Source organism: Actinopolyspora biskrensis, from assembly GCF_013408175.1.
Taxonomy (GTDB): domain Bacteria; phylum Actinomycetota; class Actinomycetes; order Mycobacteriales; family Pseudonocardiaceae; genus Actinopolyspora; species Actinopolyspora biskrensis.
Genome location: NZ_JACBYW010000001.1, coordinates 268,601 through 289,250 on the forward strand (window position 1 = coordinate 268,601; position 20,650 = coordinate 289,250).

Annotated in this window: 20 protein-coding genes and 2 pseudogenes; 19 read left to right on the plus strand and 3 right to left on the minus strand. The window is 69.5% G+C overall.

Features of this window, described 5'->3' with window-relative positions; translation table 11 throughout:
• Positions 1–48: 48 nt before the first annotated feature.
• Complete coding sequence (locus FHR84_RS01170; RefSeq protein WP_179533550.1) at positions 49–1,311, minus strand: PTS transporter subunit EIIC; 1,263 nt, start codon at positions 1,309–1,311, stop codon at positions 49–51.
• A 309-nt stretch (positions 1,312–1,620) separates the two neighbouring features.
• On the opposite strand from FHR84_RS01170, the gene FHR84_RS01175 reads away from it, so the two are divergent.
• From FHR84_RS01175 to aroQ, 7 genes are all read left to right on the plus strand, one after another.
• Positions 1,621–1,857: a glucose PTS transporter subunit EIIB gene (locus FHR84_RS01175; protein ID WP_179533551.1), complete on the plus strand. Its 237-nt coding sequence runs from the start codon at positions 1,621–1,623 to the stop codon at positions 1,855–1,857.
• Positions 1,854–2,309 carry a glucose PTS transporter subunit IIA gene (locus tag FHR84_RS01180; protein WP_179533552.1) on the plus strand — a complete coding sequence of 152 codons (456 nt, stop codon included), beginning with the start codon at positions 1,854–1,856 and terminating at the stop codon, positions 2,307–2,309. The genes FHR84_RS01175 and FHR84_RS01180 overlap by 4 nt, the downstream gene beginning before the upstream one ends.
• Before the next feature lie 168 nt (positions 2,310–2,477).
• A complete protein-coding gene (locus FHR84_RS01185) occupies positions 2,478–3,110 on the plus strand; it encodes a prepilin peptidase (RefSeq protein WP_218861860.1) in 633 nt (210 codons plus the stop codon).
• Between the two features lie 67 nt (positions 3,111–3,177).
• The gene (aroC, locus tag FHR84_RS01190; RefSeq protein WP_179533553.1) at positions 3,178–4,386 is read left to right on the plus strand and encodes a chorismate synthase; all 1,209 of its coding nucleotides are present in this window, start codon (positions 3,178–3,180) and stop codon (positions 4,384–4,386) included.
• A complete protein-coding gene (locus FHR84_RS01195) occupies positions 4,383–4,916 on the plus strand; it encodes a shikimate kinase (RefSeq protein WP_179533554.1) in 534 nt (177 codons plus the stop codon). Before aroC ends, FHR84_RS01195 begins: the two co-directional genes overlap by 4 nt.
• A gap of 197 nt (positions 4,917–5,113) precedes the next feature.
• Complete coding sequence (gene aroB, locus FHR84_RS01200) at positions 5,114–6,226, plus strand: 3-dehydroquinate synthase (RefSeq protein ID WP_179533555.1); 1,113 nt, start codon at positions 5,114–5,116, stop codon at positions 6,224–6,226.
• A complete protein-coding gene (aroQ, locus tag FHR84_RS01205) occupies positions 6,223–6,654 on the plus strand; it encodes a type II 3-dehydroquinate dehydratase (RefSeq protein WP_179533556.1) in 432 nt (143 codons plus the stop codon). Before aroB ends, aroQ begins: the two co-directional genes overlap by 4 nt.
• A 140-nt stretch (positions 6,655–6,794) precedes the next feature.
• Here the strand turns inward: aroQ and FHR84_RS01210 are convergent, their stop codons facing one another.
• Positions 6,795–8,261: a phytoene desaturase family protein gene (locus FHR84_RS01210; protein ID WP_179533557.1), complete on the minus strand. Its 1,467-nt coding sequence runs from the start codon at positions 8,259–8,261 to the stop codon at positions 6,795–6,797.
• Positions 8,262–8,457: 196 nt separating this feature from the next.
• On the opposite strand from FHR84_RS01210, the gene FHR84_RS01215 reads away from it, so the two are divergent.
• The 11 genes and pseudogenes from FHR84_RS01215 to nusB form a co-directional block, all read left to right on the plus strand.
• Positions 8,458–9,927, plus strand: a complete 1,470-nt coding sequence (locus FHR84_RS01215; protein WP_179533558.1) for an extracellular solute-binding protein — start codon at positions 8,458–8,460, stop codon at positions 9,925–9,927.
• The gene (locus FHR84_RS01220) at positions 9,924–10,847 is read left to right on the plus strand and encodes a carbohydrate ABC transporter permease (protein WP_179533559.1); all 924 of its coding nucleotides are present in this window, start codon (positions 9,924–9,926) and stop codon (positions 10,845–10,847) included. Before FHR84_RS01215 ends, FHR84_RS01220 begins: the two co-directional genes overlap by 4 nt.
• Positions 10,844–11,803 (plus strand): carbohydrate ABC transporter permease, encoded by a 960-nt coding sequence (locus FHR84_RS01225; RefSeq protein ID WP_218861861.1) that lies wholly within the window; start codon positions 10,844–10,846, stop codon positions 11,801–11,803. The genes FHR84_RS01220 and FHR84_RS01225 overlap by 4 nt, the downstream gene beginning before the upstream one ends.
• Positions 11,800–12,834 carry an NAD(P)-dependent alcohol dehydrogenase gene (locus tag FHR84_RS01230; protein WP_179533560.1) on the plus strand — a complete coding sequence of 345 codons (1,035 nt, stop codon included), beginning with the start codon at positions 11,800–11,802 and terminating at the stop codon, positions 12,832–12,834. Before FHR84_RS01225 ends, FHR84_RS01230 begins: the two co-directional genes overlap by 4 nt.
• Positions 12,835–12,858: 24 nt before the next feature.
• Positions 12,859–13,695, plus strand: coding sequence for a DeoR/GlpR family DNA-binding transcription regulator (locus FHR84_RS01235; RefSeq protein WP_179533561.1), 837 nt, complete (start codon positions 12,859–12,861; stop codon positions 13,693–13,695).
• A 4-nt stretch (positions 13,696–13,699) separates the two neighbouring features.
• On the plus strand, positions 13,700–14,698 hold the full coding sequence (locus FHR84_RS01240; protein ID WP_179533562.1) for a zinc-dependent alcohol dehydrogenase family protein: 999 nt from the start codon (positions 13,700–13,702) through the stop codon (positions 14,696–14,698).
• A 190-nt stretch (positions 14,699–14,888) separates the two neighbouring features.
• The gene (locus FHR84_RS01245) at positions 14,889–15,977 is read left to right on the plus strand and encodes an ABC transporter ATP-binding protein (protein ID WP_179533563.1); all 1,089 of its coding nucleotides are present in this window, start codon (positions 14,889–14,891) and stop codon (positions 15,975–15,977) included.
• Positions 15,978–16,235: 258 nt separating this feature from the next.
• The gene (locus FHR84_RS22685) at positions 16,236–16,361 is read left to right on the plus strand and encodes a hypothetical protein (protein WP_281361172.1); all 126 of its coding nucleotides are present in this window, start codon (positions 16,236–16,238) and stop codon (positions 16,359–16,361) included.
• Between the two features lie 222 nt (positions 16,362–16,583).
• Complete coding sequence (locus FHR84_RS01250) at positions 16,584–17,693, plus strand: M24 family metallopeptidase (RefSeq protein ID WP_179533564.1); 1,110 nt, start codon at positions 16,584–16,586, stop codon at positions 17,691–17,693.
• A gap of 94 nt (positions 17,694–17,787) precedes the next feature.
• Complete coding sequence (gene efp, locus FHR84_RS01255; protein WP_179533565.1) at positions 17,788–18,348, plus strand: elongation factor P; 561 nt, start codon at positions 17,788–17,790, stop codon at positions 18,346–18,348.
• A gap of 75 nt (positions 18,349–18,423) precedes the next feature.
• Positions 18,424–18,849 (plus strand): annotated as a pseudogene (gene nusB / locus FHR84_RS01260) (transcription antitermination factor NusB); the annotation flags it as partial.
• Positions 18,850–19,306: 457 nt separating this feature from the next.
• Here the strand turns inward: nusB and bldD are convergent.
• Entirely contained in the window at positions 19,307–19,795 is a 489-nt protein-coding gene (gene bldD / locus FHR84_RS01265; protein ID WP_017975994.1) for a transcriptional regulator BldD, read from the minus strand.
• A gap of 261 nt (positions 19,796–20,056) precedes the next feature.
• Between bldD and pyrR the strand changes: the two are divergent.
• Positions 20,057–20,635 (plus strand): annotated as a pseudogene (gene pyrR, locus FHR84_RS01270) (bifunctional pyr operon transcriptional regulator/uracil phosphoribosyltransferase PyrR); the annotation flags it as partial.
• Positions 20,636–20,650 lie beyond the last annotated feature (15 nt).

Sequence of the window (20,650 nt, forward strand, 5' to 3'; positions counted from 1 at the left end):
GTTTCCGTTCTCTTGTTCCGATGTCGCGGGCCGTGCGCTGACGGTGCTTCAGGTCCCGCCCGTCTTCGGGGTGCCGGAATCACCGCTGCTGCCCGAGGGGGTGGCGCTCGGCTCGGAATCGGCTCCTTCGGTGTCCTCGTCCTCCTCCCGGCCGGGAGTCGGTAGGTTCATTCTCGTGATGATGAAGCGGAAGAGGAAGTAGTAGATGACCGCGTAGCCGAGCCCGATGGGGATCAGCCACAGCGGTTTCTGCGCGATCCCGAAGTTGAGCAGGTAGTCGATGGCTCCGGCGGAGAAACCGAATCCGTGGTGGATGTCGAGCAAGTTGACCAGTGCCATCGAGGTTCCGGTCAGGACCGCGTGCACGATGAGCAGTGGCCAGGCCACGAAGATGAACGAGAATTCCAGCGGTTCGGTGACGCCGGTCAGAAAGGCGGTCAGCGCCGTCGAGAACATGATACCCCCGACGACCTTGCGCTGTGACGGTTTGGCGCAGTGGTAGATCGCCAGCGCGGCCGCGGGCAGGGCGAACATGAAGATCGGGAAGAAACCGGCCATGAACGTCCCCGCCGTCGGGTCGCCGGCGAAGAAGCGGTTGATGTCTCCTCGTTCGCCCTGGTAGTTCCCGGTGAGGAACCAGACCACCGAGTTGGGGATGTGGTGCAGCCCGAAGGGCAGCAGCATCCGGTTGACCACCCCGTAGATGCCACCGCCCGCCACGGCGCTTCCGGTGACCGCCTCGCCGAATCCGGTGAGCACCATGTCGAAGTAGGGGAATATCAGGCCGAGCACCACGCCGATGATCAGCATGGCGACCGAGGTGGCGATGGGGACGAAGCGGCGCCCGCCGAAGAAGCCCAGGTAGGAGGGGAGCTTGATCCGGTGGTAGCGCTGCCACAGGCCCGCGGCGACCAGACCGGCGATGATTCCGCCGAGCACCCCGTAGGGGCCCTTGTTGTAGACGGTGGAGGCCTCGGTGTCGGTCATCCCCCAGAGAACTCCGGAGAGCACCAGGTAACCGACGGCCCCGGCCAGCGCCGTGGAACCGTCGGCCTTCTTGGCGAAGCCGATCGCGACACCGATGGCGAACAGCAGCGGCAGGTTGTCGAACAGCGCCCCGCCGGCGGAGCTGATCACGGCTCCGATGTCGGCCATGCCGGGGATGGCGCCGATCAGGTCGTCCTGGCCGAGGCGCAGCAGCAGCGCCGCCGCAGGCAGCACGGCGATCGGCAACATCAGGCTCTTGCCCAGCCGCTGCAACTGGGCGAAGGTCTTACTGCCGCCCGAGGACGGGCTGGCGCTGGTGCTCATCGAGTACCTCCTGGACACACCGGTGCTTTGGGGGGACGGGTTTCGTTGATGTGCGGACGGTTCGCCGCGGTGTTCCTCCTCGGGGTGGAGGGCACCGCGGACCGACCGTCCGTCGAGTCGCTCGTACCGTATCCCGAGATTGGTACGGTAAGGTCTAAACCAGTTGGAGGGAACCTTGCGCCTCCGGTCGAACGAGTGTCAAGCGGATGGTCGATTCGTTGCCGGTTCGACATCGGAAGAAGGCGGGGCGGCATGGTTGGCTGAGCGGGAGCGCTCCGGCGCGAGCAGGATCGGAATTGGAGGAGTTCGGTGGCCGAGGACAAGGCAGCGGCGATTCTGGCCGCCCTGGGCGGTCAGGGGAACATCGTCGAGATAGAACCGTGCATCACACGGCTGCGTTGCGAGATCGAGGACGGCTCCAAGGTCGACGAGGCCGCCCTGAAGACCGCGGGCGCGCACGGTGTCATGCAGCAGGGCACCGTCGTGCAGGTCGTGGTCGGCCCGGAGGCGGACACCATCGCGAGCGATATCGAGGACTTGTTGTGAGCATTCGAGTAGTCAGTCCGGTGGCCGGGCTCGCGGCTCCGCTCGGTGAGGTGCCCGACCCGGTGTTCTCCCAGGCGATGGTGGGACCGGGGGTGGCCGTCAAGCCGAACGGGGGAAGCGCCGCGGCGGTCGCCCCGGTGGACGGCACGCTTTCCACCCTGCATCCGCACGCTTTCGTGGTGTCCACCGGGGACGGCAGGGCGATACTGGTCCACCTCGGGATCGACACCGTCAAGCTCGAGGGCGCGGGGTTCACCCTGCACGCGGCGAAGGGAGACCGGGTGCGGGCCGGTCAGGAGATCGTCACCTGGAATCCGACCGAGGTCGAGGAACAGGGGTACTCCGCGGTGTGCCCGGTCGTGGCGCTCGAGGTCGGCCAGGACGAGCTGTCGGACATGACCGAGGACGCGCAGGTCTCCGGCGGGGACCCGCTGTTCACGGTGGATTCCTGACCGGGGGTTTCCGCTTCGGTCGCCGGGCGCTCGTTCCGGAGGAACCTCCCGCCCGGTCCCGGGGGCGGGTGCCCGGAACCGGGTGCTCGGCGCTCCACCGTGTCCGACACGCCCTGCGGAGGGGTGTGCTGGACAGCGTCGTCGGAGTGGGGCGGGAACCCTCGGAGCATGATCCTTTCCGTGCTGGTTCCCGCCGCGATGGCGGTGTTGCCCGGTCCGGCCTGCGGTCGGATGGGGCGGTGGATCCTACGACGTCGGTGCCCGGAGCTGGATGTGCCGGCCCGCTGGTGCCACCTCGCGGTGGCGGTGGTGTGGGCCTGCGCGGTGTCGTCGGTGTCGTTCGGGGGTTTCCCACCGTGGTGGCTTCCGACGCAGTTGATCACGGGATGGCTGATCGTGCTGCTCACCGGGTGCGATCTCTGGCACCGGCGGCTTCCGGACGTGTTCACCCTGGGCGGTTGCGCGCTCGTCCTCGGTGCGCTGCTCGTCGCCCCCGTGCTCGGAGCCCCCGCCCGGTTGCCGTTGTGGGGGCTGGTCGGGGCGGCGGTGTTCGGGGGAGCCTACGCGACGGTGCGCCTGATCGGGCCGTCTTCGCTCGGTCCGGGTGACGTGAAGTTCGCCGTGCTGCTCGGACTCGCGATCGGAGGGGTGACGCCGCTGCTCGTCCCGGTGGTGATGCTCGGCGCCGCCGTGGGGACGCTCGTGACGGCCGGGATCCTCCGCAGGCGGACGGTGCCGCACGGCCCGGCGATGGCGCTGTCGGCGTGGCTGGTGGTCGGTGTGCCCGGGTGGCCGTCCTGACGAAGTACGCTGCCCGATTCGCCCCCGAGGTACTCGGTGCGGGGCGTTTCGTGGCAGGATCACAGGCGTGCTGCGCTGGATGACCGCCGGGGAATCACACGGTCCTGCCTTGGTGGGGGTGCTGGAGGGGATGGTGGCCGGAGTGGAGGTCACCACGTCCGACATCCTCGCCGAGCTCGAACGTCGGAAGTTGGGGTTCGGCCGTAGCCCCCGGATGAATTTCGAGTCCGACGAGCTGGAAATCGTCGGAGGGATTCGCCACGGACTCACTCAGGGGAGCCCGGTGGCCGTGCGGATCGGCAACACGGAGTGGCCCAAGTGGGAGCAGGTCATGGCCGCCGATCCCGTGGACCCGGAGGTGCTGGCCTCGCTCGCCAGGAACGAGCCGCTGACCCGTCCGCGACCCGGTCACGCCGATCTGCCCGGTATGCAGAAGTACGACTTCGACGAGTCCCGGCCGGTGCTGGAACGGGCCAGCGCCCGGGAGACGGCCGCCAGGGTGGCGGTCGGCACGGTGGCGCGGTGCTTCCTGCGCCAGCTGCTGGGGGTGGAGCTGGTCAGCCACGTCGTCTCGCTCGGGGACGTGGACGCCGCGAGCGACGCGCTCCCGACCGCCGCGGATCTGCCCACCATCGACGAGAACCCGGTCCGCGCCTTCGGGGACGGCGCCACCGAGCGGATGATGGCGGAGGTGGAGGCGGCCAAGTCCTCCGGCGACACGCTGGGCGGGGTGGTCGAGGTGATCGCCCACGGAGTTCCTCCGGGGTTGGGATCGCACGTGCACTGGGACCGCAAGCTCGACTCGCGGCTGGCCCAGGCCCTGATGAGCGTCCAGGCGGTCAAGGGGGTGGAGATCGGCGAGGCGTTCACCAACGCCCGGCGCCGCGGCAGTGCCGCGCACGACGAGCTCCACCCGACGGCGGGGCCGGAGTGGGTGCGCCGTTCCAGCAACAGGGCGGGCGGCCTGGAAGGCGGCATCACCAACGGTGAACCCCTGATCGTGCGCGCGGCCAAGAAACCGATATCCAGCCTGCCGCGTGCCCTCTCCACGGTGGACGTGCGTACCGGCGAGCGGGCCCAGGCGATGCACCAGCGCTCGGACGTCACCGCCGTCCCGCGCGCGGCCGTGGTCGCCGAGACCATGGTGGCGCTGGTGCTGGCCCAGGCGGCGCTCGAGAAGTTCGGCGGCGACTCCCTCGGCGAGACCAGGCGTAACGTGGAAGGGTACTTCGCGGCACTGAGTCGGCGCGCCGAGAGCTGGAAGGAACAGGCATGAACCCTCGGCTCGTGATCGCCGGCCCTCCGGGGGCGGGCAAAACGGTTGTCGGACGTCTGCTGGCGGAACGGTTCGGCGTCGGGTTCCGCGACACCGACTCGGACGTGGAACGGCTGGCCGGGAGACCGATACCGGAGATCTTCACCGTGGACGGCGAGTCCGTCTTCCGCGAGATCGAGGAGCGCGCGGTGGCCGAGGCGCTCGGGGAGCACACCGGAGTGCTGGCCCTGGGAGGCGGCGCCGTCGTGGCGGAAGGCACCCGGAAGCTGCTGGCCGATCGTCCGGTCCTCTTCCTGTCCGTCGGGTTCGCCGAGGGGGTGCGCAGGACCGGTTTGTCCGCTCCGCGGCCGCTGCTGACCGGAGTGAACCCGCGGGCGACGTTCCAGGCGCTGCTGCGGGACAGGCTGCCGCTGTACCGCGAGGTCGCGGACTGGGAGGTCGACACCGACGAGCTCGCTCCGGAAACGGTGGTCGAGCGGGTCGTCCTGCGCATGGAGGACGCGGCCCCTGGCGGCGTGCCCGCCGAGTAGCGGGGTGCCCGCGACGGCGCTCCTGTCGATCACCCACCCTCCGCTCCCCGGAGCGACGGCGCGACAATATGAAGACTATTCGGAGGCTGAGCGCTGCGACCGCTCGATGCCGGATCTCCCGCGGCGGGGCCCGGCGGGTGGTTCCGCTCCGGCGAAGCTCCGAGGGCCCGAACGGAACACTTCAGTGAGAGGACACGATGAGCGAGCCGGACCGGATTCCAGTCAACGCCGAAACACCCTACGAAGTGTTGGTCGGGCGCGGTCTTCTCGGTGAGCTCGTCGAAGTCCTCGGAGACGCCTCCGTGGTGGCCCTGGTGCACCAGCCGACCCTCACCGAGACCGTCGAGACGGTCCGCGAGGAACTGGCCGAGGCGGGCCTGGACGCCCACCGGGTGGAGGTTCCCGACGCGGAGGACGGCAAGACCCTGGCCGTCGCGGGGTTCTGCTGGGAGGTGCTCGGCAAGGTCGGCATGGACCGCGAGGGCATCGTGGTCTCCTTCGGCGGAGGCGCGGTCAACGATCTGGCGGGCTTCGTCGCGGCCACCTGGATGCGCGGGGTGCGTGTGGTGCACGTGCCCACCACGATGCTGAGCATGGTCGACGCCGCGATCGGCGGTAAGACGGGGATCAACACCGAGGCGGGCAAGAACCTGGTCGGCCTGTTCCACGAGCCGTCGAAGGTGATCGTGGACCTGGCCACGCTGGAGGAGCTCAACGGCAACGAACTGCTCGCCGGGATGGCCGAGGTCGTCAAGTGCGGGTTCGTGGGCGATCCGGAGATCCTGCGGCTCATCGAGCAGGACGTCGAGGCCGCGCTCGACCCGACCGGTTCGGTGCTGCCCGACCTCGTCGCGCGGGCGATCAAGGTGAAGGCCGATGCGGTCGGGGCGGACCTGAGGGAGTCGCACCACCGCGAGATCCTCAACTACGGGCACACCCTCGCGCACGCGATAGAGCGCCGGGAGCGCTACCGCTGGAGGCACGGAGCCGCGGTGAGCATCGGTCTGGTGTTCGCGGCCGAGCTCGCGCGTCTCGCGGGCAGGCTGGACGACGAGACGGCCGACCGGCACCGCGCGGTCCTGGACCGGTTGGGGCTGCCGACCTCCTACGACCCGGACGCGCTCAACGACCTGCTCGAACTCATGAAGGTGGACAAGAAGACCCGTTCCGGGATGCTGCGCTTCGTCGTGCTGGACGGCTTGGCCAAGCCGGGCAGGCTCGAGGCCCCCGACCCCTCCCTGCTCGCGGCGGCCTACTCCGCGTTGGCCGAGGGCGGGGCCAAGTCGTCGGACCGGGGGGTGTTCCTTTGAACGTGCTGGTGCTCAACGGGCCCAACCTCGGCAGGTTGGGCAAACGCGAACCGGACAAGTACGGACGCGCCACCTACGCCGATCTGGTGGACCTGTGCGAGCGCACGGCCGCCGAGCTCGGGATCGGTGCCGAGGTTCGCCAGACCGACCACGAGGGAGAGATGGTCGGTTGGCTGCACGAGGCGGCCGACGAGCAGCGCCCCGTCGTGCTCAACGCCGCGGCCTGGACGCACTACTCGGTGGCCGTGCGGGACGCCTGCGCCCAGCTGCGGGCCCCGCTGGTCGAGGTGCACCTGTCCAACGTCCACCGCCGCGAGGAGTTCCGGGGGCACAGCTACCTCTCGGACATCGCCACCGGTGTGCTCGCCGGTTTCGGCGTGTTCGGCTACGCGATGTCCCTGCGCTGGCTGGCCGAGCAACAGAGCTGAACAGTTCCCGCCGGAGCCCCCGGCAGGGCTGCGCCGGGGACGCCCTCCGCTCGTTCGGGGCTACCGCGGAGGTCGCGCAGCGAGGGACCGCGAGAGGCTTCGCCAAGTGACCACCCGGGCAAACCGAGCCGCCGGAAGCCTCAGTCGAGTGGTGGGGGGACCTTGACTCCGAACTCCCGGCGCAGCGCGGCCCTGGCCGCCCAGTAGCCGCACATGCCGTGCACCCCGGGGCCCGGCGGGGTGGCGGAGGAGCACAGGTAGACCCCCCTCAGCGGTGTGCTGTGGGGGACGATCCGCAACGTCGGGCGGGCCAGGGTCTGGAGCAGGTCCACGGCTCCGGTGCTTATGTCGCCTCCGGGGTAGTTCGCGTCGTACTCCGCGAGCCGCGCCGCCGAGGTTCCACTGCTTTCCAGGACGGTTTCGGAGAATCCGGGAGCGTAGTGCTCGATCCGGCCCCGGATCAGTTCCACCGGGTCGCGCGTGTCGCCGTTGGGCACGTGGCAGTAGGCCCAGACCGGGTACTTGCCGGGGGCTGCCCTGGTCGGGTCCACATTGCCCGGCTCGGAGACCAGCACGAACGGGTCCGGCACCGGTTCACCGCGCGCGGTGGACCCCTCGACCGCGCGAATCCTGTCGGCGGTCCCGCCGAGGTGCACTGTGCCTGCCCGCTTGATCTCGGGGTTCCGCCACGGGACCGGTTCGGAGACCAGGAAGTCGGCCTTGGCCGCCGCCGTTCCGTAGCGGTAGCGCTCCAGCCGCCTGCGATAGCCGTCCGGAAGAAGCGTTCCCGCCAAGGCCAGCAGTCCGCGCGGGGCCACGTCGAGCAGGATCGCGCGCGCCGAGCGCAGTCGCCGCAGGTCCTCGACCGGATCTCCGGTGTGCACGCGGGCGCCGTGTGCCAGCAGGTCGTCGAGCATGGCTTCGGCTATGCGGTGGCTTCCCCCCTCGGGGACCGGCCAGCCCTTCGTGTGCGCGAGATGGCCCAGCAGCAGTCCCACGCCGGCTCCCGCGGGGTCGGGCGGTGGGCTGCCCGCGTGCGCGGCCACCCCGGCGAAGAGCGCCGGTGCTTTCGTCCCGCGGAACCCGGAGGGCAGCGGAGTGCCGTGGCGCAGCAGCCGCTCCGCGATCAGCAGGGCCGCGCGGGGAGACGGCGGTCTCCGCAGGTCGGACAGCATGGTTTCGGTGACTCCTCCGGTGTGTTCCAGCAGCGGCCGCATGAGTCGATCCCACCTGTGTCCGTCCGTCCCCAGACGTGCGCTGGTTGCGGACAGATCGCGGTAGGCCAGTGCGGCGCCGCCCCCCTCCAGGGGGTGCGCGTAGCTGAGGGCGGGGGTGTGCATCCGGACTCCGTCCCGGACCGGCCCGAAGCGGTGGAAGAAGGGGGAGGCGGTCATCGGGTGCACCGCCGAGCAGATGTCGTGGGTCACCGAGCTGTCGAAGAGCTGTGCCGAGCGCAGTCCGCCGCCCGGTTGGTCCGCCGCCTCGTGGAGATGAACCCGCAGACCGCTGCGGGCCAGCAGCACGCCCGCGGCCAGCCCGTTCGGTCCCGTTCCGACGATCGCCGCCTCGGCTTCGTCGCCTCCTCGCGAGGCCGGGCTCGGTGCCATTCCCCCTCCTCCCCGTCCGTGACGATGCCTCATCTCCCGGGTACGTGCCGGGCGTGCCGCGTCGCGGAGGGAGGTGCGGCCAGGTATCGGTCCTCCCGTGGTCGGCGAATAGATATCGCAGAAAGTGTTAACAAAGTGATTCTTCTTTGATAATAATGACTCGCATCACACGTACGAGTGAGTGTCGGGAGGGCTGATGGTCGATCAGGAACCGTCCGTGATCAGCAGGAGACGCACCCTCGGGGGTGCGCTCGCGGGCGGAGCCGCCTTCGCGGCCGGAGGTTTGCTGAACGGTTGTGCCACACGCGGCGACGTGCGACGACGCGACACCGCCGATCCGTGGAGGCGGTTCGCGGGGTGCACGCTCAACTTCGTCTCCGAGAACACCGCCCCGACCAGTGCCATAGCGGCCGACGCGGAACGCTTCACCGCGCTGACCGGGATCCACGTCAACATCGTGACCCTGGAACTGTCCGCGCTGGTGCAGAAGGTCGCGCTCGACCTGGCCTCGGGGCAGTCCCAGTACCAGATCATCTACGCCGACTCCTACCAGGTGCTGGCACCCTACGCGGACGGGTTGGTCGACCTGCGGGAACCGGCCTCCGACGACTCGCTGCCGGGTGACGACTCGGACCTGGCCGACTTCTTCCCGCTGCAGATGGACGTCTCGGGACGGTTCGGCCGGGGCGACCGGGTGCTCGCGCTGCCCTACGACTGCGCGACGATGATCTGGCAGTACCGCGAGGACCTGTTCGAGGCCCACCACGAGCGGATGGCGAACGATCTCGGCTTCGATCCGACCCCGGGGCCACAGCGGAGCTGGGAGGAGTACTACCGGATCGCCGAGTGGTTCAACGACAACGTCGACGAGGTCTCCTACGGCACCGGACACCAGGCCAAGCAGCACGACTCCCTGATGTGCGACTTCTCCAACGTGCTGTTCGCCCACGGTGGGCAGTACTTCGAGAACGGGGAGCACATCGGGCGCTTCGGTGCGGTCGATCCGGGGCCGAGCACGCTCGGCTCGGAGGAGGCCCTGGCCGGAGCCGAGTTCTACCGCAGGCTGCTCTCCGTGGCCGACCCCGCCTCCACCACGTGGGACTGGACGGGTCTCGGCGCTGCGTTCGCGGCGGGCAGAGTCGCGATGTGCCCGAACTGGCACGAGTTCGCCGCGGACAACGAACGGTCCCTGCCCGGCAGGGTCGGCTACACCACGTTGCCGAGCGGCCCGGCGAAGTCGGCGAACATGTACGGCGGGGCCGGGATCGCGATCAACGGCAACACCGCCCCCAACGAGCGGGACGCGGCCTGGCTGTTCCTGAAGTGGGCCACCTCCCGCAAAACCCAGCTGCGCAACCTCACCGGAGAGGTCGGAGGGGCCACCCCGACGCGGAGCTCCATCTACCGGGCCCCCGAGATCCGGCGCGCGCAGCAGCGCCCGACCGGGATGCCCACCATGCTGACCGCGCCCGCCGTGCAGCAGGCCTGGAAACCCGAGTACTCGGGCCTGCGCCCGAAGATTCCGATGTGGAACGAGTGCGACACCGCGATATACACCGAACTGTCGAGGATGCTGGCCGGGGACGCCGCGCCACGCCGGGCGATGCGTGACGCGCGCGATCACATCGACCGCATCGTCTCCCGAGGGTGGGTGGCAGCGGAATGAGCACTTCCGAGGACGTGCGAGAGCCGGTGAGGCGCAGGAGGAAGGGGGCGGCGCCGCGTCGTGTCGGATTCACCGGGCGCATGATGCTTCCCGGGATCGTTCCGCTGGCCGCGCTGACCGTGCTGCCGTTTCTCACCATCGTGGTGATGAGCTTCAGCGATGTCCGGCTGCTCGGCGGGATGCGCTTGGACTTCGCCGGGCTGAAGAACTGGGGGCGCTTCTTCACCGACCCCGAGATGGGGTGGTTCTGGCTGCGGACGGCGGGCTACTTCGCGCTGACGCTGGGGCTGGAAATGGTGCTCGGCGTGGTGCTGGCGCTGTGCGTGTGGCGTCTCGTCCGCGGGCGCAATCTCGTGCTGAGCCTGCTGCTGCTGCCCATGTTCGTCGCCCCGGTGATAGTGGGGCTGCTGGGCAGGTTCCTCACCGATCCGACGTTCGGGCTCTACACCTGGCTGCTGGAGCGGGTCGGTTACGACGGTGACCTGTTGGGAGGCACCTTCACGGCTTTCGCCGCCGTGGTGGCCATGGACGTCTGGGAGTGGACACCGCTGATCGCGCTGATCACCCTGGCCGGGCTCTCCGCCGTGCCGCCCACCCTGCGCGAAGCGGCGGCGCTGGACGGCGCCGGGCGCTGGCAGACGCTGCGGCACATAGTGCTGCCCTCGATATCCAACGTGCTGCTGGTCGCGCTGCTGATCCGCGCGATGGACGCGATCCGCTACTTCGACATCATCTGGGTCACCACCAACGGCGGTCCGGCCAACGCGACCAAGATCGTCCCGGTTCGGTTGTACGAGACGGCCTTCCGGTTCTTCGACTTCGGCTACGCCGCCGTCGTCGGGTTGGCGATGCTGTTCGCGTCCATAGTGGTGGCTCGGCTGTTCGTGCGGATGCTGGACCGGAAGGGACTCGCCAGATGAGCGTGCTGGACACTCCGAACCCCCGCCGGGCGGAATCGGCGGGGCAGCAGGAAGCCGTTGAGCAGGAGAGACGACACGCGAGCACGAAGCGGTCGCCCCGCGAGGGCTCGCGGTCGAGCCCGCTGGACCGGACCGGCACGGGCACCCGGGTCGTGATCCTCGTGGTGCTCGGCCTCGCGCTGCTGTGGACCCTGGTGCCGCTCGTGTGGATGGTGCTTTCCTCGTTCAAACCGGCCACGGCCATCACCTCGGCCGAACCGAGCTGGTTGTTCACCCCGACCGGAGAGCACTACGCGGGGCTGTTCACCGGGGGAAACGAGCTGATCCCGTACCTGTGGCACAGCGTGGCCGCGGCCGGGCTGTCCGCCGTGCTGTCCGTGGTTCTGGGAGCACCGGCGGGATACGGGCTGGCCCGCAGCGAGATGCGCGGCAAGAGGCACCTGTCCTTCTGGATCATCTCCACGCGAATGGCCCCCATCGCCGCCGTGGTGCTGCCGCTGTTCCTGATGTTCCGCCAGCTCGGGCTGATCGACACGATCCCCGGGCTGGTGCTCGCCTACATGACGTTCAACCTCCCGTTCGCGATCTGGCTGCTGAGCTCGTTCTTCTCCGACCTGCCCCCGGCCCTGGAGGAGTCCGCGCTGGTCGAGGGCTGCACCAGGTGGCAGGCGTTCCGGCACGTCGCCCTGCCGCTGACCAAACCCGGCCTGGTCACCACCTTCGTGCTCTGCCTCGTGTTCGCGTGGAACGACTACGCCTTCGCCCTCGTGTTCAGCGGTCCGGACTCGCAAACCCTGCCGATAGCGGCCAGCCAGCTGGTCACCCAGGCCGGAATCGACTGGGGCCAGCTCTGCGCGATCGGCACCTTCGTCGTGGTCCCGATGATGTTGGCGGGACTGGCAGTTCGCCGGTGGTTGGTAACCGGCCTGACTCTTGGAGCGGTGACTGGAGAATGACCGAATCAACGGAATCGATGCGTGTCTCCGTGCTGCGCGCGGTCGAGGACGTCGTCGTCGAGCGGCGTCCGGTCCCGGAACCGGGCCCGCACGAGGTGCTGGTGCGGGTGTCGGCGGTGGGGACCTGCGGTTCGGACACGCACTACTACGAGCGGGGCAGGGTCGGTGAGTTCGTGGTCCGCGAGCCGTTGGTCCTGGGGCACGAGGCCTCCGGGACGATCGTGGCCCGCGGTTCCGAGGTCACCGGGCGGGAGCCGGGGACCAGGGTGTCCCTCGAACCGGGGGTGCCCTGTCTGGCCTGCCACGAGTGCCGTTCGGGGCGCTACAACCTGTGCCCCGGGGTGCGGTTCTTCGCGACCCCGCCGGTGGACGGGGCCTTCAGCGAGTACGTCACGCTGCACGAGCAGTTCGTCCACCCGGTTCCCGAGGACCTGTCCGACGAGGCCGCCGCGCTGATCGAACCGCTCTCGGTGGCCGTGTGGGCCTGCCGCAAGGCGCGAATAGCGCCGGGCGCGCGGGTGCTGGTCACCGGAGCTGGACCCGTCGGGCTGCTCGCGGCCCAGGCCGCTCGCGCGTTCGGAGCCACCGAGATCGTGGTCACCGACGTCGTCGACCACAGGCTGCGCACGGCCGAGGAGCTGGTCTGCTGCACGGCCGTGAACGTCCGGCATCGCCCGCTCTCCGAGTTCGGCTACGAACCCGACGTGCTGCTGGAGTGCTCCGGCAACCCCACCGCGGCGGCGGAGGCGGTGCGCACCGTCGGTCGTGCCGGACGGGTGGTCTTCGTCGGCATGGGCGGTGACGAGCTCCCGCTGCCGTTGTCCCACGTGCAGACCAGGGAGATCGAGGTGACGGGTACCTTCCGGTACGCCAATACCTGGCCGACCGCCATAGCGCTCGCCGCCTCCGGTGCGGTGGAGCTGGACAGGCTCGTCACGCACCGTTTCGGACTGGACGGGGTTCCCGAGGCCCTCACCGCGTCCGCGCGGGACGAGACGGTGGTCAAGGCCGTGGTGTATCCGCAGGAGTAGCCGCGAGCGAAAGGCAGAGGTCCCATGGTCGCCGCCCGGCCGTCGGAAGCAGCAGTGGAACAGCGCAGGCAGGAGGTCCTGCGCTTCGTCGTCGACAGCGGACGAGCCCGCATAGACGAACTGGCAGCGCGCTTCGGGGTGAGTCTCATGACGATGCACCGCGATCTGGACGATCTCGCCGCCAGACACCTGCTGCGCAAGTTCCGCGGCCGGGTGGAGTCGTTCCCCTCGCTGACGATGGAGACCGCCACCCGGTTCAGGGTGGGGCTGCACGTGGCCGAGAAGGAGGCCATGGCAGCGGCGTCCGTGGGGGAGGTGCGTTCGGACAGCACGGTGATCCTGGACGACTCCAGCACGCTGCTGCCGTTCGCCCGCAGACTCACGGGAATCGAGCGGCTGACCGCTGCCACCAACTCGTTCGGGGTGGCCCGCGCCCTGTCCGGAGGCAGGCGAGAGGTGCTGATGATCGGTGGGCGCTTCCGCGAGGAGTTCGACTCGTGCACCGGCCCGGACGTGCTGCGCGGGCTCTCGCGGTTGCGCGCCGACCTGGCCGTGACCTCGGCGACCGCGGTCGCGCAGGGGCGGCTCTTTCACCCGATACAGGAGTTCGCCGAGATCAAAGAGGCCATGTGCGCGGCAGCGGAACGCAGGGTGCTGCTGGTCGACCACTCCAAGTTCGGCAAGACGGCCACCTACGCGCACGGTGGCGTCGACGCCTACGACCTGGTGGTGACCGACGAGGCCACCCCGGCCGAGGAGATAGCGGCCATCCGGGAACACGGCACCGAGGTGCGGGTCACCCCCGTGCCCGCGGCCGAGGACTTTCCCGGTGACGTCCCCCAGTCCCAGAGGAGCGATTGAACTCATGCGCGCGGTAGTCATCGAGAAGCCGGGCGAGTTGTCGGTAACCACCGTCGAGGACCCGACCCCCGGCGCCGAGCAGGTCGTCGTCGAAGTGGGCGCCTGCGGTATCTGCGGCACCGACATCCACATACTCGACGGGGACTTCGCCCCGGCGCCTTACCCGATCGTTCCCGGCCACGAGTTCGCCGGAACGGTCGTGGCGACCGGCGGCGCGGTCTCCGGCCCCCGGGTCGGCGACCAGGTGGCCGTGGACCCCTCGCTGTTCTGCGGATCCTGCCGCCAGTGCGAGGTGGGACGCGGCAACCTGTGCGAGAACTGGAACGCCATCGGGGTCACCCGCGACGGTGCCTGCGCCCAGTACGCGCTGGCTCCGGCCGCCAACTGCCACCGGTTGCCGGAAGGGGTCACCACCGCGCACGCCGCGCTGATCGAGCCGCTCTCCTGCGCGGTGCGCGGTTTCGACCGGCTTCCCCGCGAGCTCGGTGAGCACTACCTCGTCTACGGAGCGGGCACGATGGGGCTGCTGATGCTCCAGCTCGCGAAACGCAACGGTGCCGTCTCGGTCTCGGTCGTGGACCTCAACGAGGAGCGGCTCCGGGTGGCCGAGCGGCTCGGTGCCGACGCGACGAGCACGGACGCGGCCCGGCTGCACCGTTCGGACGGTTGGGAAGTGGTGGTGGACTGCACCGGCGCGATCCCGGCCATCGAGGACGGGCTCACCCGGGTGCGCCGCGGGGGGACCTTCCAGCAGTTCGGCGTGGCCCCCGGCGAGGCCACCGCCTCGTTCTCCCCCTTCCGGGTCTACAACGACGAGATCACCATCGTCGGCAGCATGGCGGTGCTGCACAGCTACGCGCGAGCGGTCGAACTCATGGGCGCGGGGGTGGTGGACGCCGACACCATGATCACCCACGCCTTCGGGCTCGAATCCTACGAGCAGGCCGTCAGCGGATTCCGCGCGGGAAGTGGCCGCAAGATCCAGGTGCTTCCGGGGAGTTGAGCGAGAGTCGGCGGTGCCGACTGCTCGGGCTCAGAGCGCTTGCGCTGGAGCGGGCCTCTTGATCGGGAGTTCCTGCCTGGGGTTTGGGCGGCTCGGGCTGCCCGGACGGGGGTTCGGCGGCGCCGGAAGGACCGCGTCGGTCGTCAACACGACCGGAGATCTTCGGAAAGGCACGAGAGAGGAGTCGACGATGGCAACGATCACCTACGACCGGACGACCCGCCACTACCCGGGAGCCGAGCACCCCGCCGTGGACGGTTTACGGCTCGACGTGGCCGACGGGGAGTTCCTGGTGCTCGTCGGTCCCTCCGGATGCGGGAAGTCCACCAGCCTGCGAATGCTGGCCGGCCTGGAGGACGTCGACGACGGCGCCATACACATCGGCTCGCGCGAGGTGACGCACCTGGCGCCGCGGGACAGGGACATCGCGATGGTCTTCCAGAACTACGCGCTGTACCCGCACATGTCGGTGGCGGGCAACATGGGTTTCGCGCTGCGCATGGCCGGGATGGACAGGACGGAGATCGCGGACCGGGTGCGCAACGCGGCGCGACTGCTGCGCATCGAGGAGTTCCTGGACCGCAAGCCGAAGGAGCTGTCCGGGGGGCAGCGGCAGCGTGTCGCGATGGGGAGAGCCATCGTGCGCGAGCCCCAGGTCTTCCTGATGGACGAGCCGCTGTCGAACCTGGACGCGAAGCTGCGCTCCTCCACCCGGGCCCAGATCGCCGCGCTGCAACGCCGCCTCGGAGTGACCACCGTCTACGTCACCCACGACCAGGTCGAGGCGATGACGATGGGCGACCGCGTAGCCGTGCTGGACGAGGGTGTGCTGCAGCAGTGCGACACCCCCCGCGCGCTCTACGATCGCCCGGCGAACGCGTTCGTCGCGGGTTTCACCGGTTCCCCCGCGATGAACCTGCCCACGGCCGCCTTCGACGCGGACGGGGCCTCGCTCGGAGGAACGACCGTTCCGCTGCCGCGCGAGGTGCTGCGGGCCGCCGAGGCGGAGGGGGCCGAAATCCTGCGGGTGGGGTTGCGCCCCGAAGCGCTGTACCTGGACACCGAGGGGATCCCGCTGACGGTGGAGCTGGTCGAGGAACTCGGTGCCGAGGCGCTGTGCCACGGGGTGGTCGACACCGGGGACGGCGACGAGGAACGGCTCGTGGTGCGCGTCGACTCCCGCACCCCGCCGCGGGCGGGGGAGCGGGTGCGGGTCGGTTTCCGCACGGACGAGGTGCACGCCTTCTCGGCCCTGACGGGGGAGCGGCTGGGCGACTGAACGGGCGGTTTCCCGCTTCTCCCCTTCCGGTCATCCGGGGGAGCGCCAACGACCGCTGACACGGATCACTCGCTCCGGTCGGCGCTTCCGTCGATCGATCGAGCCGATCGGCCGGAAATCGACGGGTGGATTCGGCACGGGGTCGACCGACGCGCACCGCGGGTTTTGTGAGCACGAATTCGGTTCGTCTCCGTTCGCGCGGAACGGAGCGCGGCACTCTCGCTCTTCGGGTGCTCACCGGGTGAGAAGGAAATTCGCATGGCGACCGGAGAACACGTGCTCGGCGCTTCGGGGCCGAGTCGATCCGGGCCGAACTGGATCGTCGAAGAGGAGGCTTCGGGGCCGGAGACGGGCGATGGCGGGCACGTGTCCGTGATTTCGTGAGATCGGAACGAAGGGGCCACGGGCGAGAGGGGGGTGGTGCTCTGGTCGCGTTGGCTCCGGCCGCGGCGGGCTCGTTCCTGCCCCGGACCGCCGTGGCGCAGGTGGAAACGCCCGCTGGAGCCGCGGCGGGACTTTGCGTGATCGGCGGGGCGAGGGCGGGAGCACCGCTCGGGCGTCGACCGAATTGGTGGGGCCGGGGGCCGGGGTTTTAAGCTGCCAGGCATGCCCGAAACGCACGTACATCGCCGGGATGCCCTGCGTGCCCACCTGCGCGACAGCGAGGTGGACGCGATGCTGGTGACCGACCTGCTCAACATCAGGTACCTCACCGGCTTCACGGGATCCAACGCGGCCCTGCTGGTGCACGCAGCCGACTCGGTCGAGGCCGAGCGGAACACGCTGTTCTGCACCGACGGCCGCTACCAGACCCAGGCCGCCGAGCAGGTGCCCGAGCTGGAGCACCTCATAGACAGGGCCAGCGCGCAGCGGCTCGCCGAGCGCGTCGAGTCCCGTGTCGGTTCGTACCGCCGTGTCGGTTTCGAGAGCCAGCACGTCACGGTGGACGGCAGGGACGCCCTGGAGCACGCGGCACCCTCCGCCGAGCTGGTCCGCACTCCCGGCCGGGTCGAGCGGGAGCGTCTGGTCAAGGACGAGAGCGAGATCGAAGCGCTGCGGATGGCCTGTGCGGCAGCGGATCGGGCACTCGCGGAGCTGATCGAGCACGGGGGGCTGCGTCCGGGGCGGACCGAACTGGAAGTGGCCCGGGAACTCGAGAGCCGGATGCTGGACAACGGCGCCACGGGGCCGTCCTTCGAGACGATCGTGGCCGCCGGTGCGAACTCGGCCGTGCCGCACCACCGGCCGACACCGACCCGGCTTTCCGCGGGCGACTTCGTGAAGATGGATTTCGGAGCGCTCGTCGACGGGTACCACTCGGACATGACGCGCACCGTCGTGCTCGGTGAGCCCGCGAGCTGGCAACGCGAGATCTACGATCTCGTGGCGACCGCGCAAGCGGCCGGGCGCGAGGCGATCCGGGCCGGCGCCGACGTGCGCGACGTCGATTCGGCGGCGCGTGACGTGATCACCGGGGCTGGGTACGGCGAACAGTTCCTGCACGGTCTCGGCCACGGTGTTGGCCTGGAGATCCATGAGGCACCGGCCTTGTCCCAAAGAGGAGAAGGTACCATCGGGGCCGGAATGGCGGTCACCGCCGAGCCCGGTGTGTATCTGCCGGGGTGGGGCGGCGTCCGCATCGAGGACACGCTGGTCGCGCGTGCGGACACGCCGGAGTTGCTCACCTTGACGACGAAGGAACTCGTCGTTCTCTAGGTGAGGCAACGCGCGCTCGAACCCGCTTCTCGGTCGCGCGCCAGCTCGAATCGGCGAAACATCTGCAGCCTGCACCACAGGAGAGACTCCGACCGTGGCCACCACGAACGACCTGAAGAACGGAATCGTGCTCAACATCGACGGTCAGCTCTGGACCGTCACCAGTTTCCAACACGTGAAGCCGGGCAAGGGCAGCGCCTTCGTGCGCACCACCCTGAAGAACGTGCTTTCCGGCAAGGTCGTGGACAAGACCTTCAACGCCGGCGTCAAAGTGGAAACCGCGAATGTCGACCGCAGTGAGATGACCTATCTCTACAACGACGGCGTCGACTACGTGTTCATGGAACCCGATACCTACGAACAGATCAGCGTCTCGCCGGAGACGGTGGGCGACTCCGCCGGATACATGCTGGAGAACAGCACCGTGACGCTGGCCCGTCACGAGGGCGAGCCGCTCTACGTGGAACTGCCCGCTTCCGTCGAGCTGCGCATCGCGCACACCGATCCCGGGGTGCAGGGGGACCGCTCCACAGGGGGAAGCAAGCCCGCGGAGCTCGAGACGGGGGCCACCGTCCAGGTGCCGCTGTTCATCGAGTCCGGCGAGAAGATCAAGGTGGATCCGCGGGACGGTCGCTACCTGGGGCGTGTCAAGTGACCGGGTCCCGCAGTTCGAACAGCTCGTCGGTTCGGCCGTTCCGTCGAGGACCGCGCGCCGGAAAGAGGGTATGAGTTGGGCGAACGTAGTAAGGCCCGCAAACGCGCGGTGGAAGTGCTGTACGAGTCCGACCTGAGGGAGCTGGATCCCGAGACCCTGCTCAAGGAGCGTGTGGGTTCGACGGAGGCTCCCGCCGTCAGCGACTACGCCGTGACGCTCGTCTCGGGGGTCGCCGAGCACAGGGAGCGCATCGACGAGCTGATCGTCGATTATTCGGAGGGCTGGGCGCTGTCGCGGATGCCGATCGTGGACCGGTCGGTACTGCGCCTCGGTTTCTTCGAGATGCTGTGGGGGGACGGAGTCCCGCCCGCCGTGGTGATCGACGAGGCCGTTCAGCTCGGCAAGGCGTTATCCACGGACGACTCCCCCCGGTTCATCAACGGTGTGCTGGGCAGGCTGTCCGGCATCGACGAGAACGAGCGCGAATCGATGCGCGGTTCGCGGGACGACTCCGCGGAGCGGGAACACGACGGTGGGACCGCCGCGGACGACTCCGCCGACGTCGAGGACGCCGCGGACGGATCCGGTCAGCGCCGTGCTGAAGCGGGGCGTGGCGGCCAGGAGGAGGACTGAGTCCGGGGGCGTCGTTTCGCGCCCGGACCTCCGTTCACGCCCCTCCGCGCCGCGCGCCCGCGTGTTCGCGCTCGGGGTCCGGACACGGTGGCGGGGAAACGTTTCGGTCCCGCCTCCCGATCGTCGGGAGGCGGGACCGAAACGTTTCGGCGGGTTTCTGCCGCTGCGCGCCGGGTCCGGGGCCGAAGCGGTGCTGCTCCCGCTCGGATCCCGAGGCCGTGTCCGCCGGTGCCGGGCCGTCCGTGGACGTGCTGCGAGCGGTTCACGGCGGGCGCCTCTCCCGCGTGGACCCGCATCCGCCGGGGCGGATGCGGGTACCGGGTCTTCACTCCTCGTGCGACGGGCGGGCCTCCGGCGGAAGGACTCCCCAGTCGATGAGCTGCTCGGTGAGTTCGCCCGGTGACATGTCGTAGATGATGGCCAGGGAACGCAGGTCCTCGGTCCGGATGGACAGGACCTTGCCGTTGTAGTCACCCCGCTGGCTCTGGATCGTGGCCGCGTAGCGCGCCAACGGCCCGACCTTTTCGGCGGGGAGCTGCTGCAGCCGCTCCAGATTGATGACGACCTTCGTCGCCGGTTCCGCGGTGGAGGGGACGCGGCCTTCCGGAAGTAGTTCGGCTACCGGAACTCCGTAGAAGTCGGCCAGTTCGGCGAGTTTCTGCACGGTGACCGCGCGGTCACCTCGTTCATAAGACCCGACGACCACGGCCTTCCACCGCCCGCCTGACTTCTGCTCGACGCCGTGCAGCGAAAGACCCTGCTGCTGGCGGATAGCGCGGAGCTTGCTGCCCAGCGCCTTGGCGTAGTCGCCCATGTGGCGTTTCTCCGTTTCATTCGCCCCGTCAGCCTAGTTTCAGTTGCCGGGGAGGAACGCTCTGTGTTGATACGGAGAGTAATGGTCGCTCGCGAGCGTCACCAGGTCAAGTTGCTCTCGGTGTGAATGTGGCACGAATCCCGCTACACCACCCCGGCGATTGACCCCCCGACGCTGATAGCGTACAGGGCAAGCCCGGCGGTTGCCGGGATCCAGGCGTCCTTTAACGGCCCGTCCAGTGAGGCGGGGAAGGAGGTCCCCGTGGCGTCACGCCAATCGGCGGACGCGACGGCCCCGGCCGGGCAACGTGAATTGCTCTCGGCCGGCGACGTCGCGCGCACTGTCGCCCGAATGGCCCATCAAATCATCGAAAAGACCGCGCTCGACAGCGGTGGCGACCACGTCGTCCTGCTCGGTGTCCCCACCCGGGGTGCTCCACTCGCCCGGCGCGTCGCGGAGCGCATCGCCACTTTCACCGGTGTGCACCCGCCCGCCGGAGCGTTGGACATCACCCTGTACCGGGACGACCTGCGTCAGCAGCCGAACCGTCCGCTCGAGGCCAGCGACGTCCCCGTGGAAGGGGTGGACGGTGCGCTGGTCGTGCTGGTCGACGACGTGCTGTTCTCGGGGCGTACGGTTCGTTCGGCGCTGGACGCGCTGCGCGACCAGGGACGTCCGCGAGCGGTCCAGCTGGCCGTGCTGGTGGATCGCGGGCACCGCGAGCTGCCCATCCGGGCCGACTACGTGGGCAAGAACGTGCCGACGGCCCGGAACGAGGACGTCGCGGTACGCCTCACCGAGGTGGACGGCACCGACGCCGTGCTGCTCCGGCGCCCCGAACCCGCCCCCGGGGCC

Excerpts from the sequence above, each read along its gene's own strand:
- FHR84_RS01170 (WP_179533550.1), bottom strand. The coding sequence starts at position 1,311 with ATGAGCACCAGCGCCAGCCCGTCCTCGGGCGGCAGTAAGACCTTCGCC.
- FHR84_RS01185 (WP_218861860.1), top strand. The coding sequence starts at position 2,478 with ATGATCCTTTCCGTGCTGGTTCCCGCCGCGATGGCGGTGTTGCCCGGT.
- FHR84_RS01195 (WP_179533554.1), top strand. The coding sequence starts at position 4,383 with ATGAACCCTCGGCTCGTGATCGCCGGCCCTCCGGGGGCGGGCAAAACG.
- aroB (WP_179533555.1), top strand. The coding sequence starts at position 5,114 with ATGAGCGAGCCGGACCGGATTCCAGTCAACGCCGAAACACCCTACGAA.
- FHR84_RS01210 (WP_179533557.1), bottom strand. The coding sequence starts at position 8,261 with ATGGCACCGAGCCCGGCCTCGCGAGGAGGCGACGAAGCCGAGGCGGCG.
- FHR84_RS01215 (WP_179533558.1), top strand. The coding sequence starts at position 8,458 with ATGGTCGATCAGGAACCGTCCGTGATCAGCAGGAGACGCACCCTCGGG.
- FHR84_RS01220 (WP_179533559.1), top strand. The coding sequence starts at position 9,924 with ATGAGCACTTCCGAGGACGTGCGAGAGCCGGTGAGGCGCAGGAGGAAG.
- FHR84_RS01225 (WP_218861861.1), top strand. The coding sequence starts at position 10,844 with ATGAGCGTGCTGGACACTCCGAACCCCCGCCGGGCGGAATCGGCGGGG.
- FHR84_RS01230 (WP_179533560.1), top strand. The coding sequence starts at position 11,800 with ATGACCGAATCAACGGAATCGATGCGTGTCTCCGTGCTGCGCGCGGTC.
- FHR84_RS01235 (WP_179533561.1), top strand. The coding sequence starts at position 12,859 with ATGGTCGCCGCCCGGCCGTCGGAAGCAGCAGTGGAACAGCGCAGGCAG.
- FHR84_RS01240 (WP_179533562.1), top strand. The coding sequence starts at position 13,700 with ATGCGCGCGGTAGTCATCGAGAAGCCGGGCGAGTTGTCGGTAACCACC.
- FHR84_RS01245 (WP_179533563.1), top strand. The coding sequence starts at position 14,889 with ATGGCAACGATCACCTACGACCGGACGACCCGCCACTACCCGGGAGCC.
- FHR84_RS22685 (WP_281361172.1), top strand. The coding sequence starts at position 16,236 with ATGGCGACCGGAGAACACGTGCTCGGCGCTTCGGGGCCGAGTCGATCC.
- FHR84_RS01250 (WP_179533564.1), top strand. The coding sequence starts at position 16,584 with ATGCCCGAAACGCACGTACATCGCCGGGATGCCCTGCGTGCCCACCTG.
- bldD (WP_017975994.1), bottom strand. The coding sequence starts at position 19,795 with ATGGGCGACTACGCCAAGGCGCTGGGCAGCAAGCTCCGCGCTATCCGC.